Origin of the sequence: Nocardia sp. CA-135398 (assembly GCF_050955845.1) — a bacterium.
Lineage (GTDB): Bacteria > Actinomycetota > Actinomycetes > Mycobacteriales > Mycobacteriaceae > Nocardia.
Genome location: NZ_CP192084.1, coordinates 2,077,017 through 2,090,635, shown reverse-complemented (window position 1 = coordinate 2,090,635; position 13,619 = coordinate 2,077,017). Strand labels below are relative to the sequence as shown.

Annotated in this window: 15 protein-coding genes; 5 read left to right on the top strand and 10 right to left on the bottom strand. The window is 63.9% G+C overall.

Annotated features, from left to right (window positions below):
* The 3 genes from ACQP1T_RS09360 to ACQP1T_RS09350 all read right to left on the bottom strand — a co-directional run bounded on the left by ACQP1T_RS09360 (position 1) and on the right by ACQP1T_RS09350 (position 2,199).
* On the bottom strand, positions 1 to 1,113 hold the full coding sequence (locus tag ACQP1T_RS09360) for an ROK family protein (RefSeq protein WP_433759548.1): 1,113 nt from the start codon (positions 1,111 to 1,113) through the stop codon (positions 1 to 3).
* Complete coding sequence (locus tag ACQP1T_RS09355) at positions 1,073 to 1,765, bottom strand: 6-phosphogluconolactonase (protein ID WP_433759547.1); 693 nt, start codon at positions 1,763 to 1,765, stop codon at positions 1,073 to 1,075. Before ACQP1T_RS09355 ends, ACQP1T_RS09360 begins: the two co-directional genes overlap by 41 nt.
* 131 nt (positions 1,766 to 1,896) lie before the next feature.
* Complete coding sequence (locus ACQP1T_RS09350) at positions 1,897 to 2,199, bottom strand: hypothetical protein (RefSeq protein ID WP_433759546.1); 303 nt, start codon at positions 2,197 to 2,199, stop codon at positions 1,897 to 1,899.
* A 231-nt stretch (positions 2,200 to 2,430) separates the two neighbouring features.
* On the opposite strand from ACQP1T_RS09350, the gene ACQP1T_RS09345 reads away from it, so the two are divergent.
* Complete coding sequence (locus ACQP1T_RS09345; protein WP_433759545.1) at positions 2,431 to 3,627, top strand: helix-turn-helix domain-containing protein; 1,197 nt, start codon at positions 2,431 to 2,433, stop codon at positions 3,625 to 3,627.
* A gap of 82 nt (positions 3,628 to 3,709) precedes the next feature.
* Positions 3,710 to 4,582, top strand: coding sequence for an inositol monophosphatase family protein (locus ACQP1T_RS09340; RefSeq protein ID WP_433759544.1), 873 nt, complete (start codon positions 3,710 to 3,712; stop codon positions 4,580 to 4,582).
* A 678-nt stretch (positions 4,583 to 5,260) separates the two neighbouring features.
* Here ACQP1T_RS09340 and ACQP1T_RS09335 read toward each other — a convergent pair.
* Positions 5,261 to 6,061 (bottom strand): alpha/beta fold hydrolase, encoded by an 801-nt coding sequence (locus ACQP1T_RS09335; RefSeq protein ID WP_433759543.1) that lies wholly within the window; start codon positions 6,059 to 6,061, stop codon positions 5,261 to 5,263.
* A gap of 212 nt (positions 6,062 to 6,273) precedes the next feature.
* Between ACQP1T_RS09335 and ACQP1T_RS09330 the strand changes: the two genes are divergently transcribed.
* A complete protein-coding gene (locus ACQP1T_RS09330; protein ID WP_433759542.1) occupies positions 6,274 to 6,444 on the top strand; it encodes a hypothetical protein in 171 nt (56 codons plus the stop codon).
* 21 nt (positions 6,445 to 6,465) lie between these two features.
* Entirely contained in the window at positions 6,466 to 6,633 is a 168-nt protein-coding gene (locus ACQP1T_RS09325) for a hypothetical protein (protein WP_433759541.1), read from the top strand.
* A gap of 427 nt (positions 6,634 to 7,060) precedes the next feature.
* On the opposite strand, the gene ACQP1T_RS09320 is transcribed toward ACQP1T_RS09325, so the two are convergent.
* The 3 genes from ACQP1T_RS09320 to ACQP1T_RS09310 form a co-directional block, all read right to left on the bottom strand.
* Complete coding sequence (locus ACQP1T_RS09320) at positions 7,061 to 7,240, bottom strand: hypothetical protein (RefSeq protein WP_433759540.1); 180 nt, start codon at positions 7,238 to 7,240, stop codon at positions 7,061 to 7,063.
* Between the two features lie 472 nt (positions 7,241 to 7,712).
* Positions 7,713 to 8,705 (bottom strand): NADP-dependent oxidoreductase, encoded by a 993-nt coding sequence (locus ACQP1T_RS09315; RefSeq protein WP_433759539.1) that lies wholly within the window; start codon positions 8,703 to 8,705, stop codon positions 7,713 to 7,715.
* Positions 8,706 to 9,182: 477 nt separating this feature from the next.
* Positions 9,183 to 11,123, bottom strand: a complete 1,941-nt coding sequence (locus tag ACQP1T_RS09310) for a potassium transporter Kup (protein WP_433762111.1) — start codon at positions 11,121 to 11,123, stop codon at positions 9,183 to 9,185.
* 313 nt (positions 11,124 to 11,436) lie between these two features.
* Between ACQP1T_RS09310 and ACQP1T_RS09305 the strand changes: the two genes are divergently transcribed.
* Positions 11,437 to 11,988 (top strand): hypothetical protein, encoded by a 552-nt coding sequence (locus tag ACQP1T_RS09305; protein WP_433759538.1) that lies wholly within the window; start codon positions 11,437 to 11,439, stop codon positions 11,986 to 11,988.
* On the opposite strand, the gene ACQP1T_RS09300 is transcribed toward ACQP1T_RS09305, so the two are convergent.
* The 3 genes from ACQP1T_RS09300 to ACQP1T_RS09290 form a co-directional block, all read right to left on the bottom strand.
* Positions 11,978 to 12,643 (bottom strand): TetR/AcrR family transcriptional regulator, encoded by a 666-nt coding sequence (locus ACQP1T_RS09300; RefSeq protein WP_433759537.1) that lies wholly within the window; start codon positions 12,641 to 12,643, stop codon positions 11,978 to 11,980. The two genes, ACQP1T_RS09305 and ACQP1T_RS09300, sit on opposite strands and share 11 nt — an antisense overlap.
* Before the next feature lie 78 nt (positions 12,644 to 12,721).
* Entirely contained in the window at positions 12,722 to 13,081 is a 360-nt protein-coding gene (locus ACQP1T_RS09295; protein WP_433759536.1) for a hypothetical protein, read from the bottom strand.
* 82 nt (positions 13,082 to 13,163) lie between these two features.
* Positions 13,164 to 13,499 carry a winged helix-turn-helix transcriptional regulator gene (locus ACQP1T_RS09290; protein WP_433759535.1) on the bottom strand — a complete coding sequence of 112 codons (336 nt, stop codon included), beginning with the start codon at positions 13,497 to 13,499 and terminating at the stop codon, positions 13,164 to 13,166.
* Positions 13,500 to 13,619: the final 120 nt, after the last annotated feature.

Genomic DNA, 13,619 nt, shown 5'->3' with positions numbered 1-13,619 from the left:
TCATCGACTCCTATCCCCAGCCTGGAGTGACTGTTTGCGAGCGAACAACCCGGCACCGCGCAACGGTTCGAAACCGTCGGACTCCCACCGACAGATCCGATCCCGAAAGATGCTGGGCTGATACAGAGAAACCAGATACAGACCGTCGGACTCCAGCCTCCGGTACAAGCTGTTCATGTAGTGATCGCCGAGCGTGTCGACCACACCGCCGGACAGGAACACTTGCTCCACCCGGGGATCGATAGCAAGCAGATACAGCAGTGCCCTGGCCAGCGGCGCGGTCACCGCATCCAGGAAAGACACCGCCGCCGGATTGTCCGCCGCCACCGCATCACGCAGCATCGGCAGGCGAGAGCAGCCCCCGTCCCCGGTGGCATCACCCAGATCGAGGATGCCCGCGAACTGAGACAACATCGCTTCGATCGAGCGGCCCGCCGCGATCGCCGACACATGCCCGGTCGCCCCGCAGTCACACAGCGGCGGCTCCACGCCCAGTGCTGCGGGTGTGAGCGCAGGCAGATGCCCGATCTCGCCTTGCATCCCGTGCCGCCGATCCAGCAGAACCTCGCCGGTGCGTACATCGATAGTGCGAGAACCGATTCCGCTGCTCACGGTGACCGCGGTGATCGCTTGGAGATCACGGCTGGCGATCTGCTCGTTCGCGCAGATCGCCAGCGCCAGGCAGGTCACGTCGTTGGCAATCCACCACTGCAAGCTCGGCTCCGCCGACGCCAGCACCGCACGCAGGTCGTATGGGTCGGTGCAGTCGCCCCACATCGGAGCACTCGCCAGGACCTGACCGGAATGACCGTTGATCGCCGCACCCAGGGAGATCCCGACATCTCGTACTGCGGGCCGCTGGGCCGCGAACTGGCGCGCACTGTCGAGCAGGAACTGCACCATGAGTTCGCGAAGGGTAGCCGCGTTGCTGCCCGTGCGCGTCTTCGTCACCGCAGCCTGCCGCTGCCGCTCGGCCAAAGTGCCGTCCGGCTCCAGAATCGCCGAGCGCCACCAGGTTCCGCCGAGATCGAACACGATGACCGGCCCGCTGCTGCGGTACACCGCCAGCACGTCAGCCCCGCTCCGGCCGGGCAGCGGCATCGGCGAAAACATGTCCGTCCTGACCGAGGACAATAGCGGCTGGCACCCGCGGTGCGCTGGTAACAGGGCTCAGAACAGCTGTCAGCGCCGCCTGCTTGCCGGTGCCGGTCGCCAGCAGAACGCGAGTCGGGATCGCTCTGAGGTAGTCGAGCCCCAAGCTGACCCTCTGCTCACCGTGATAGCTCGTCGAAACGACCGTCGCACCGGGGTCGGAATGCAGGTTCTGGCTGAATATCGATGCCGTGTGCCCATCGGTACCAAGGCCCAGGATCGCAATATCGGGTACTCCGCCGGGACGAACATCAGCAAGACGCCCGGCATACGCCACAGCCGCACGAGCCCCATCACCACACACCGGCACCGGATGCCATCGGGTCCGCAACTCCTGACGGTCGAGCCCGAGCGCCGCCTCGATCAGCGCCGCCGACCGCTCCCCAGCCTCGGGAATCACCCTCTCGTCGGTCTGCACGAAATGCACTCTCGACCAGTCGATATCGAGCGACCTCAGTGCACGGTAGGTCGCGGTCGGCGTTGAACCGCCGGCGAGCGCAACAACGCACTCACCGGATAGACCGACAGCCGAATTGATTTGCGCTGCAATTAGTGTCGCGGCGGCAACGGCGACACCGTCAGGGGTGTCGCAGAACGTGCATGTGACTGGCACTAGTCCTCCCGATCAAGAAATCAGATATCAACTGCGCGAAAGCCGCCGAGGCGGGAGGAACAACAAAGCGCGAGGCAACTTCCCGTGCGACGTTGGTACATCGCCTGACAGCCTCCACGGGTCGTTGCCGTTCAGGGCTGCTCATCGGGCGCATCCACAGGCGCGGCGGCGCACACATAGGTCTGCTGGGTGCGTGCAGTGACCACGTCGCACACCCCACAAATCTCACCCGGATCCCCGCCCACGTGGTCGAGGCTCGGGATAATCACCGCGGCGACGTTGTAACCGCGTGCGGTGTTGATCAGCCGCGCCACCGGGTCGTCCACTTTCGATGGATCTCGAACCACCATCCGCACCAACTGATAGCCAAGAGCGGCAGCACATTCCGACACGCACACCTCGTTCATCACCCGCTCACCCAGTGCGCTGTTCACGTACCCGATCGCACGTGGTGGCCCCATGGGAGCAGCGGCGATTGCCGAATACGGTTTCGTCATCGCTGCCCTTTCTCAATACCTCGCAGCCTTCGAAAAATACGGTCGCATGCGAGTCGGCCTGTGACACCTGCGTGACGGTCCGACAACCGCCCGGTTGATGGGTGGCGCTGAACTGGCGTTTTCCGGCAAACACCGAACTTGCCCATCGTGATGGGTAATCTGAGGGCCGTGACGGTTCCGGGTGTGGAGGACTGGGGGCGGGTGGGAGTTCCGTCGAGGCAACGCAATTCGACCTCGCCGATGAATCAGCCCACGACCCCCCAGGCGCGTGGCCGGGAGATGGCTGCTGTCGGCAAAAAGCTATGGACCACATTGGGTTCGGTGACGCGGGCAGCGACCGAGCTGATGGCGCGATATCCCGATATACCCAGTCTTCAGGCGTATCGATACGCGGCCGGGCTGTCCCAGGACCAGGCCGCCGAGCGCTACAACAAGGTCACCGGCAACCAGACAACCCTCGGCGGTACCTCGATCAACGCCTGGGAATCTTGGGCTCGCGGACGCGGACGCGGCTCGCCCCCCTCGCTGTCGAGCGTGCTAATCCTGTGCACCGCCTACGGTCGCGGCCCGTTGGGCATAGCCGAGGAGACCATATCGCCGACCGCCTTGATCGCCGAAGCCTATGAACGCCTCCCAATCGAAGACCAGCTGTCACTCAGACAGATGACCGCAGATGCCCAGCCGGACGTTCGGCCTGGGCCGTCTCCAATCGCAACCCCGGCGGCCGGGCTGCACGCTGCAGCCGTGAACGGGTGGGCGAGGCAACCCGGCGATGAGTTCATCCTGTCGGTTCCGACCATCGAGAATGGCAACCCCGACATCAGCGTATTCACCTTGCCCAATCCGAATCCGGGCCAGCTACTCGACCTGACGTGGGAGACGTTCGGGTACGGCGTGGAACAACTCTCCATGCAGATCAAGAACGTTGGACGCCGCCTGGACGTGGACGTGTGCTTCGGCGTGAACGAAGCCGGTCTGGTGATGGCGACCTTCCTTGCCTCATCACGATTTTCCCGCTGCAACATCGGCTACCTGCGCTGCAACAAGATCCGCGACGGCATCGGCCTGGACGACGCCTCATTCTTCCCGCCAGCCCGAGACACACCGACCATCGTCGTCTGCGACTTTGAAGTCAAGCACGCCGACGTCATCGGATACCTCACTCATCAACTCCGGTCGCGATACCCGAAGGCAGAACTGTACTTCGCCGTCTTCGGAGCGATGACCAAAAGCCGTGACCTGAAAGTAGAAAGCTTCGACGACCTGACCGGCGCGAAAATCATGCGTGACGCTGGCCTGGAGGCCATCTTCATCGCAGCCACCATGAGCCCGCCCGGCATCGAACCACCACTGGAACTGCGATGACCCCACCGAAAGGCGGCTTCTGGTGACCAATCCGGCCACGAATACCGACCTCGCACACCGCGTCGCCGATCTCGTACGCGACATGATCACCGATATCCGCCCCCGACTCATCGAGGCTGCACTCACCGGCCACCACGCCGAGAACGAAAATCTACGGCACCAGGACAACTTCCTGTCCGACTACGACCTGTGGATGCATCGGCGCTACAAAGAGCTGCTGGTCGAGGTCATTCCATCGTTCATCTACGCCTCCGAGGAGGCGGATCCCGAGATCATCGGACCACAGGCCGATCCGGACCTGTGTGTGCTGGTCGATCCGCTGGATACCAGCGAACTCGCCGTCCGTAGCCTGTACGGCTACACCCATATCCTGGTCTACTCGCGCTCCCTGGCACGGCCGATCGCAGCGGTGGTCGGCGACATCTTCCACCACGTCCAGATCTACCTCGCAGCGATGGACGAAGCCGGAAACGATCGGGCGCTGATGATCACAGCAGATGGTACCCAGCACCCCCTCGAACACACATCACACGCTTCACTGCCCGAGGCGCTGATCACCAACTACCTCATGCGACCGGCCCAACGATTCGCGCCCTTGGCCCAGCAGCACGAGCTCCTGAAAGCGCTGGGTGCGCCCACGGAGAGCGGAAAACCGAAAGGGCGCATAGGGGTTGACTTCGGCTCGATCGGCCTGTGCCACGTCGCGGCCGGTTTCACCGACGCCATGATCGAATTCGCCAAAGGCTTCGCCATCTGGGATCTCTCCCCCGGGCACTACATCCTCCACGCCGCAGGCGGATCAGTCACCGACCTCCACGGTAAACCGATCCCACTGGACTACAGCCTGAACTCGCTGAGTGAGATAAACGCGGCCATGAACGTCCGAAAGAAGTTCATCGCGGCTGGCAATAGCAACCTCTCAAGGGAAATCCAAGAGGTCCTAAGTCAAGAATGAACAGGCTCCAGAGGGACCGCAGGTATTCGATCAGGCGGGCGGATACTCGGTGGCGCGGATTCTGCGCGGCACATAGGGGGTGAAGCGGTGGCTCGTATCGGGGTAAGTGACTCGGCTCAGTAGTCATATTGAGTTGGACGGCCCAGCTTATGGTGCCGTTCCGCCTGTTTCAGGCCTGTGGATAAGCCGCTCATCGAAGGCGTGGTGTCGGCAGTCGGGCCGAATGGGTGGCGTATAGATCGTGTAGTCGCACTCGACTGGCCACCCGCCGCCAAACAGGGCACCGAACCCACAGTCGCCCGGCGCGGCCCGAATCGGTGGCCGCGCGGGCAGGCGACCGGGCGGCTTCGACCCACCCCTTGCAGGTCCGATACAGAGGCTCCGGTTCAGTGACGATCCGGCCCTCGACCTCGTACACTGGCCGCCAATCATCGAACACACTTTCGATGATTACACAAAACCGATCGGTCGTAATAGATAAGATGCGGTCATGTGACGACAGGTTCTAGTTGTCACTTGCAGGTTGTATCTGTCACCGGATGCGTGGTCGGCGTCCTAGTGGCGGGTTGGGGTGGGCTTGTGCGGAGGCGGTGATGGTGGTGAGTAGCCCTGGTGATGATCAGCGTGGCTCCCGCACAAGCGGCTGCTGCGTTCGCATGCCAGCAGGCAAGCCTCAAGTCATTCGTTGAAGAAGCGTTCGAGGACCGGGACCACCGCGTGCGGATCGGCTACGTGCCCTTGGCCTTTCAAGGTTTGGCGGTGGGCGTGCGGAAGGCCCGCGGCGACTGCGTCGGCTGCTGCGTCCAGGGCCGCGATCCATTTCGCGGCCCCGGCGGGACGGTCGTCCCCAGTGAGTACCAGGGTGGGTTGCCTGACGTGGCCTAAACGGGCCACTGGTGGCCGGCCGTCTCCCAGGGCGGCCGCATCGTGGGCGAGTGTGTGTGCCATGGCCTCGAGTGCGGGCCAGAACGGCGCGGCCCGCAGACCCGCGAGATCCGCATCCGAGGCACCGGTTACCCGCATGAACAGCTCGACGGCGTCTCCGCGGCGACCAGCGGCGAGCGCTGCCCGGAGTCCGTCGACGTAATTTCGCCACTGCCGCGGCCAGTCGCTGTCGGTGATGTTGTAGGGCACCTCGTACACCCCGAGCCTGGCGACGGAGCATCCCGCCGCTGCGGCTTCCAACGCGAGAGCGCCACCGGAGGAGACACCGTAGACGTGTGCGCTCCCACCCGCCTCGGCGATAAGCGCCGCCAGGTCCTCGATCTCACGAGCCAGGTCCACGGTCGAGGCGTCGCCGCTGTCGCCGCGTCCCCGGCGGGCATAGTTGTAGACGGTGAAGTGCTCGGCCAACGCCGCTGCCAGCGGCGCATTCTCCGTACCGTCGTCGATGCCGCCACCGACCAGGACGACCGCTGGCCCATTGCCGCCGCGCTCGTAGGCGATCACGGTGCCATCGGCGGATGTTACGTAACCCATCGTTTCTCCTCAACATGTCACACCTGCTACGCCTTCGGACCGGGCGGAGCGCCGAAATTCATCGCTCGCCCCCTGCACATGCCCGGCTGCAGCCAGCCCGACACGGTGACAACCACAACCTGCAAACGGTGACAACTACGACTTGCAGCCCCTCCTGAACCGAAAGGCCAGCTCGACTCGCCAGTGACAACTACAACCTGTCGTCACAGGTCATGGTGAATGTCGGCGATCGGGTCCTGCTCGCGGCAGGCGGAGTGTCGAAGTTTGAGGTTCTCGAACTGGACGGTGACCGCGCGATCGTGGAGTCCGTCGAGAAGGCCGCGCCTGGCACCTACCCGTTCAGCACTGAGGCCGCTCTGCTCGTTCCCGCCGACCCGGACTGATCCCGAGGAAGGATGCTGCCGATGAGCACGTCCCGGTTCCGCATGGAGCGCCACATCGTCGTGGCCGGTGTCGGCGTCTTCTCGACCTTCCTCGGATCCGATGACCTCGAGGACCTCATCGAAATCGCACGCCTATCGGTGCTGCGCCTACTGGGACGCGCAACTGCAGCTGTTCGACCGCTCGGTTGAACTGTTTCACGCTGAGGGCAACTGCCGCACGCTGCTCGACGAGCTCGATCTCTGGGCTGCTGAGCTACCACCGTTGTGCCCGACCTGCGGGGAGATGCTGCACGCGGCGAAGCTCGCTGGTGAAGCCGGATGGTATTGCCACAGTTGTGATTACCGCGCTCTGGCGGCGTAGCACCCTGGTGGCGGCGCCCTGACCGCTGATAAGGCCCGCCGATGGCGGGACGGGACATCGCAGTAAGAAGAAGTTCTTCCATACGTAATTCACCCGTTTGGGGTGCTTCCTGGATCCCGTTGGCGGGTCGCGATTTTGAACTCTTTTGAACGTTCGCCGCCGCGAGATGCGGTTGACTTGTCCTTCGGTGAGTCGCAGGCGGCGAGGCGCTCGTGGCGTCCGGGGCCGGACCTACAGTTCGACGTGTCGGCTGATCTATCGCAGGAATCCGTAAGCGGCGAAGGCCACGATGAGTCCGGTGGTGAGTGCGAGTCCGACCGCGGGGAATAACCGGATCCGACTGGCACGGCGGCTGACCGCGGCGCGAGAGTCCTTGTTCACCAGCGCTCGCAGCGTGGTCGTCTTCGTATGCGCCTGGGCGCCAACGGCGCTCACCCCACCGAGCATCGTTCGATTCTGATCGAAGCCACCCCGACTCCGCGGCTGTATCGCGGAATCTCACTCTGTTGAAAACGCGCGTTACCGGCCGATCGGGACTCGCTGGAGGACTACATCCGTGGCTATCTGTCTACCGAACACCGAGACGACCACACGGGCGGCTGCCCGACCGCGGCGCTGCTGAGTGAAATCGGTCGGTGCGACGCCACAGTCAGGGACGCCTATTCCGAGGGCGCACAGTCGATCGTCCAGGAGATAGCCGCGCACCTACCCCCCGGGCGATCGGACACGAACCGACTCCAGACGGCGTTGGGCCTGTTCAGCATCCTGGTCACGTCCCTGCAACTCGCCCGAGCCATCAGCGATCCCGCACTGTCCGACCAGGTACTCGACACCGGAATTCACAATGCCCTTCGCATCCTCGACGACCCCGCCGCAAAGCTCAGCCAGTGCCCGGGACCATCAACACTCAATGCTTGACGACGATCTTCCCTTTGGCGTGCCCCTGCTCAACGTAGGCCATGGCCTCGAGAGTCTGATCGAACGGGAATGTGCGGTCCAGAACCGGTCGCAAGGTTCCATCGTCATAGAGTGCGGCCAATTCCGCGAGGCGTGCGCCATCGGCCTTCATAAAGAAGAAGGAGTATCGCACTTTCAGCTTCTTCGCCTTCCAGCGAATCTTGAGGCTCAACAGCGCCATAACAGGGGCCAGGATGGGTCGGCCGAGTTGTCTTGCGAAGGAAGAGTCGGGCGGGCCGACCACGCTGATTGCGAGCCCGCCACTCCTGAGCACTGTTAAGGACTTCTCCAGGTTGGCACCCCCGAGAGAGTCGAGGACGACGTCATATCCCGCCAGGATCTCAGCGAAATCCTGTTTGGTGTAATCGATCACCTCATCCGCGCCCAAGAGGCGCGCCTTCTCGACATCGCCGGTGCTCACAGTAGTGGCCACATACGCGCCCAGATACTTGGCGACCTGGATAACGGTCGAGCCGAGGCCGCCCGCCCCGGCATGGACGAGGACTTTTTGACCTGGCTCGACGTGTGCGAGATCGACTAGCAGCTGCCAGGAGGCCAGAGCAACCAGCGGGACCGCAGCGGCCTCTTCGAACGAAAGCGATCGCGGTTTGAGCGCTACCTCGTCTTCGTCGATCGCGATAAATTCGGCGAAGGTGCCGATCCTGAGATCCCTCGGCCGAGAATAGACTTCATCGCCCACCTGAAATCCACGAACGTCCGCGCCGACTTCCGTCACAACACCGGAGACATCATGCCCCAGAATTAACGGAAGCCTGTACTTCAGCAGCTGCTTGAACTCGCCGTTACGAACCATCTTGTCCAGCGGGTTGATACTGGCGCCGCGAACCTGGACCAGAACATCACGCGGACCTACCGTTGGCTCAGGAACGTCTGCCGCCCGTAGTCCACCCTCACCATAGGACTCGACAAGGAACGCCTTCATGTCAGACTGCCCTCTCTCGAACAATGCGAGTGTGCTGGCCGAGGAACAGCTTTGCCACTGTTGATGACGCCACGCTGAGGTGCCGCCCGAAGGTTCGATGAACCATGGCCAAGAAATCAACCGGTAGCTCTTCGACCCGGACGCGACAACGCTTCAGCCTAACCTCTTCCATCTGACCCGACGGGGCTGATCGCCAAGCCGCGCGTGCCGGTGGGCGTCCCGTGCCGCCCGTCGGCAACCGACGCGCAGCACCGGCTGATCAGTCCTACCGAAGTACCCACAATGACCAGGCGTTTTTTCAGTTGCCCATGTTTTGCGTGTCCTGCCGAGTAACTGGTACCTGCGATTTTCGCTGAAACCGGTACCGCCACAAACGAATTCACCGACAGGACCATTAGGCCTGCGCACCTCCTCGGCCTCCTGGCCACTGCCGCCAGGACGGATAGGTTGCGTAAATGAGCTCAACGCTCTGCTGTGCTACACCTCGATGTGGGAGCCCATGATGACGGTGCGGTCGCGGGGCAGGCCGAAGTATTCGGCGGCGTCGGCGGTGATGTAGGAGGTGGCGATGAACAATCGTTTCCGCCACGTCGCCATGGTGGGCGCGGTGCCGCGTCGCAGTTCGATCTTCGACAGGAAGTACGACGCTTGGACCAGGTCCAACCGTCCCTCGGTCTCGGCGGGGTCGATTCCAGCCAGTGCTCGTGGCACGTCGGGTGTCTGCATGTACCCGAATCGGGCGGTGACGTGGATGATGCCGTCGTCGGCGTAGCCGAGGTGATCAACGCTGACGCATTCCGCGACCGGCACCCGGGGTACCGGTTCGGTCTGGATCGCCACGATCACCACATGTTCGTGCCGGACGTGGTTGTGCTCGACATTGGCGCGCATGGCCAGCGGTGTGGTCTGCTTGCCGCGGTTGAGGAAGATCCCAGTGCCGGGCACTGTCAGCAATCCTGGTTTCCCGCTTTGGAGTTCGTCGATGAACTCGCGTAGTGATCCTTCCCGGCGTTCCCGTTCGGTGGTGACGATCTTGCGGCCGCGCTGCCAGGTGGTCATGACGGTGTAGGCGGTGACACCGATCAGCAGCGGCAGCCACGCCCCGTGCACGAACTTGGTCATATTGGCCGCGAGGAACAGCAGATCCACCAGCAACAGCGGGGCCGCGCCGAGACCGATCAGCCACCACGGGGTGCCCCATTTCAAGTGGGCGACGTAGAAGAACAGCAGGGTGGTGATGGTGATCGTTCCGGTGACGGCCATTCCGAAGGCGAAGGCCAGGGCGGTCGAGCTGCGGAAGGCGAAGACCAGGGTGAGCACCGAGACCATCAGCAGCCAGTTGATCCACGGCACATAGATCTGCCCGATGGTGGATTCGGAGGTGTGCGCGACGCGCAGCCGCGGCAGGTAGCCGAGCTGGGCGGCCTGGGAGGCGACCGAGTAGGCGCCGGTGATCACCGCTTGCGAGGCGATCACCGTCGCGGCGGTCGCCAAGATGACCAACGGTAGTCGTCCCCAGCCGGGCGCGAGCAGGAAGAACGGGCTGCTGATATTGCCGGGGTCGCCCAGGATCGATGCGCCTTGTCCGAGGTAGCTGAGGATGCAGGCGGGGAACACCAGGATCAGCCAGGCCCGGGTGATCGACCGGCGGCCGAAATGTCCCATGTCGGCATAGAGCGCTTCGGCGCCGGTGACGGCGAGCACGACCCCGGCGAGGGCGAAGAACGCGGTACCGAAGTGACCGAATAGGAAACCGAGCGCATACGTCGGTGACAGCGCTTTCAGGATCTCCGGGTGATCGACGATTCCGGTTATCCCGCACGCGCCGATGGTGACGAACCAGACGATCATCACCGGGCCGAACAGTCGGCCCACGGCAGCGGTGCCGTGACGCTGCACCATGAACAGCGCCACGATGATCACGGCCGTGATCGGCACGATGAATTCCCCGAGCGAGGGGCGCACCACCTCGAGGCCCTCGACCGCGGACAGCACCGAGATCGCGGGGGTGATCATGCTGTCGCCGAAGAACAGGGAGGCACCGAAGATGCCGAGTGCCGACAGCACAAGTGCCACCCGGCGACCCTGCGGGGCACTCCACCGGCGCAGCAGCGTGATCAGCGCCATGATGCCGCCCTCGCCCTCGTTGTCGGCACGCATGGCGAGCAGGACGTAGGTGACGGTGACGATGATCATCACCGACCAGAAGATCAGTGACACCACCCCATACACGTTGTCCCGGCTGACCGGCACCGGATGCGGATCTTCCGGGTTGAACACTGTTTGCAGCGTGTAGATCGGGCTGGTCCCGATATCGCCGAACACCACGCCGAGTGCCCCGACCACTAACGCCAGCGGCGCCGAATCATGGACGCCCGCACCATGATCCGGCGCGGGCCCAGCACTCGGTGCGGGCATGGGTGAGGTGTCGGCCACGGTAATCCTCCTCGGCGCGGGCTGCTGATCGGATGCTCGCGCATCGTGGCGGACACTACCGGCCGACCATCGCTTCGCAAGCCGTCCGTTCGAGCCCGCACCCCGTGTCGGGACACAGAGCGGGCTGACCTCGCCACCGTGGCGGGAGCAGACCACCGCGTCCGCACTCGTGCGATCACGATCGGTGGATACCGCGATATTGCTCGCTGATCGTGCCACACATATCGAGTTGAACTTGTTCAAATCCGACCTACTGTGATTTCTGCACTTAGTTCAAATGCTCTGGGAGGCAGTCGTGCCCTATACGGTCGTCCTCGCCGCCGGTCTGCAGCTGCTGTTGGCAGCTGTGTTCGTCGTGATGCTGCTCGCCTACCGGAGGGCCGGGCCGAAGGCGCAGCGCGCCGCCGATGCGCAGGCACGCCAACAGGGTGTCGATCCCGAAGTGCTTGCCGAGCACGGCATCAGATTCGAAGAGGGCGCGTGGGCGCTATGGCTGAGCTTTGGGATCGCGGCGGTGCTGGCGGTGTTGGGCGGACTCAATTCGGCGGGGTTGGGGATCGGTCGGCTGCTGTCGTGGATACTCGAACCTGTCGTGCTGATCGGTGTCGGGTACGTCACGACCGTTCAGGTGTTCGCGGTGCCGTTCACGGTGGCCGCGCTGGCGAAATCCGCTGATCCTCGCGTACGGGATTTCGATGTGCGGGCCGTGCTGTACGCCGGTGTCGAGGCATTGCCACGCTGGTATCGCCCGGTGACCGTATTCCGTTGGGTGCTGGCCACTGTGGGATCGATCGTGGTCATCGTCGCGTTGGCGACGCCGAGCGCGGGGGCCTATTTCAGTTGGTGAGGCGGGCCTGTAGGCCGTCGAGGACGGTGTGCAGGCCGAACTCGAAACTGTTCTCCTCCGGGATCGTCTGCAGGGTGGGTTCGGTGCGGGCGCGTAGGCGCGGAAATTGGTGTGCCACTGCGGTTATCTGCTCGAGGGTGGTCCGTAGTTGCTCGTCCGCGTCGGCTCCTGCGCGGCGTGTCCTTGCCCGCCAAGCGGATTCGGCCGCCTCACCCTGGGCTGCGCCGATGACGAACATCAGCGTCGTGGCTGCGGCATGGTCGGCCTCGGCGCCGCGGAAACCGGCGGCCTCGTATACGGCAAGGCTGCAGTCGTCGTGGCGGGCCTTCCCCGGTCCGTAGAGAAGATGGGTACTCATGGCAGGCAGCAGCCAGAAATGCCGCCCGATCATCGCGTGCACGCCGTGCGCCAACTGCGCCGCCGCCTGCCGCCAGCCCACCTGGTCGACATCGGGCAGCTCGATCTCGCTCCAAACCTGATCGGCGGCCAGCACTACCAGTTCGTCCTTGTTCTGCACGTGGTAGTACACCGCGGTCGGTGCGGCACCGAGCTGGGTGCCGAGGCGCCGCATGTTCAAACCACTCACCCCCTCAGCGTCGAGGACCTCGACCGCGGCGCGCACGATCTGATCCCTGCTCAACGTCTCGCGTGCCATGGGGTCACGGTACTGAACCCGTCTGTGGTCCAGGGGTGCCGTCGGTGCCCGAGCAGCGTGGCGGTAGTACGGTGTGCGCTAGCCGGTTCCGTCGGGGTCTTGGTCGAGATCGGCGAGTGTGTCGGCGGCGTCGGTGTTGCCGTCGGCGGCGAGGCGTCGCAGTTCGGCGATGTCGCCGCGCTCGGTCGCGGCTTCGACGAGTAGGTCGGTGGCATCGCGGCTGCCGTTGCCGGCCAGGCGTCGCAGCTCATCGAGATCACCGCGTTCGCCGGCAAGTTCGACGAGCTGGTCGAGGGCATCGCTGCTGCCGCTGTCGGCGAGTCTGCGTAGTTCGTCGAGATCGCCGCGTTCGGTGGCGTTTTCGATCAGCTCGTCGATGGCGTCCTGATCACCGCCTGCGGCGCGACTCCGCAGATCCAACAGCTCGGCTTCGGTCATGACGTGGGCAGCCCTTTCGATAGTTCAGATCCGACTAGCTCCATGTTCCTACGTCGATATCGCTCGAATCGGGCGAGCGTGTTCACCGGTGTCGTACCGGGCCGGATTTTTCGTAGAGCGCCGTCCATACCGCCAGGCTCGACAATGCCGCGACCACCGCTTGGCCACGGCCGGTGAGCCGTATGACGGCGGTGTCTGCCGGTGGCCGGTCCCAGCTGCCTTTCGGATCGGCCACGATCAACCCGTCCGAGGCGATCACGCGCAGCGCCGACTCCAGTGCACGACGTGCGCCCGCGACGGCTGTGGTCAGCTCGCTCACCGCCCGCGCGCGGGCCGCGACGGCATCGAGGACCTCCACCACTAGGCGGTGGCTGACCAGCACACGCAGGCTGTCGAGATCGTCGGTTCGGTCAGGCATTGGCGTGGTTGTCCCTTCCTCGGCGCAGAGGGCAGCAAACAACGCTAATTGATATAAATAAGCAGGTAAGACCGGCTTTATGCGCTCTTTCCGACGTCATGGCAAATTTTTACGATATCT

Bases quoted from the DNA above. Each gene is read 5' to 3' on its own strand.
- ACQP1T_RS09315 (WP_433759539.1), bottom strand. From the start codon at position 8,705: ATGAAGGCGTTCCTTGTCGAGTCCTATGGTGAGGGTGGACTACGGGCG.
- ACQP1T_RS09295 (WP_433759536.1), bottom strand. From the start codon at position 13,081: ATGACCGAAGCCGAGCTGTTGGATCTGCGGAGTCGCGCCGCAGGCGGT.
- ACQP1T_RS09290 (WP_433759535.1), bottom strand. From the start codon at position 13,499: ATGCCTGACCGAACCGACGATCTCGACAGCCTGCGTGTGCTGGTCAGC.
- ACQP1T_RS09340 (WP_433759544.1), top strand. From the start codon at position 3,710: ATGATCACCGATATCCGCCCCCGACTCATCGAGGCTGCACTCACCGGC.
- ACQP1T_RS09310 (WP_433762111.1), bottom strand. From the start codon at position 11,123: ATGCCCGCACCGAGTGCTGGGCCCGCGCCGGATCATGGTGCGGGCGTC.
- ACQP1T_RS09330 (WP_433759542.1), top strand. From the start codon at position 6,274: ATGGTGAATGTCGGCGATCGGGTCCTGCTCGCGGCAGGCGGAGTGTCG.
- ACQP1T_RS09335 (WP_433759543.1), bottom strand. From the start codon at position 6,061: ATGGGTTACGTAACATCCGCCGATGGCACCGTGATCGCCTACGAGCGC.
- ACQP1T_RS09360 (WP_433759548.1), bottom strand. From the start codon at position 1,113: ATGTTTTCGCCGATGCCGCTGCCCGGCCGGAGCGGGGCTGACGTGCTG.
- ACQP1T_RS09325 (WP_433759541.1), top strand. From the start codon at position 6,466: ATGAGCACGTCCCGGTTCCGCATGGAGCGCCACATCGTCGTGGCCGGT.
- ACQP1T_RS09300 (WP_433759537.1), bottom strand. From the start codon at position 12,643: ATGGCACGCGAGACGTTGAGCAGGGATCAGATCGTGCGCGCCGCGGTC.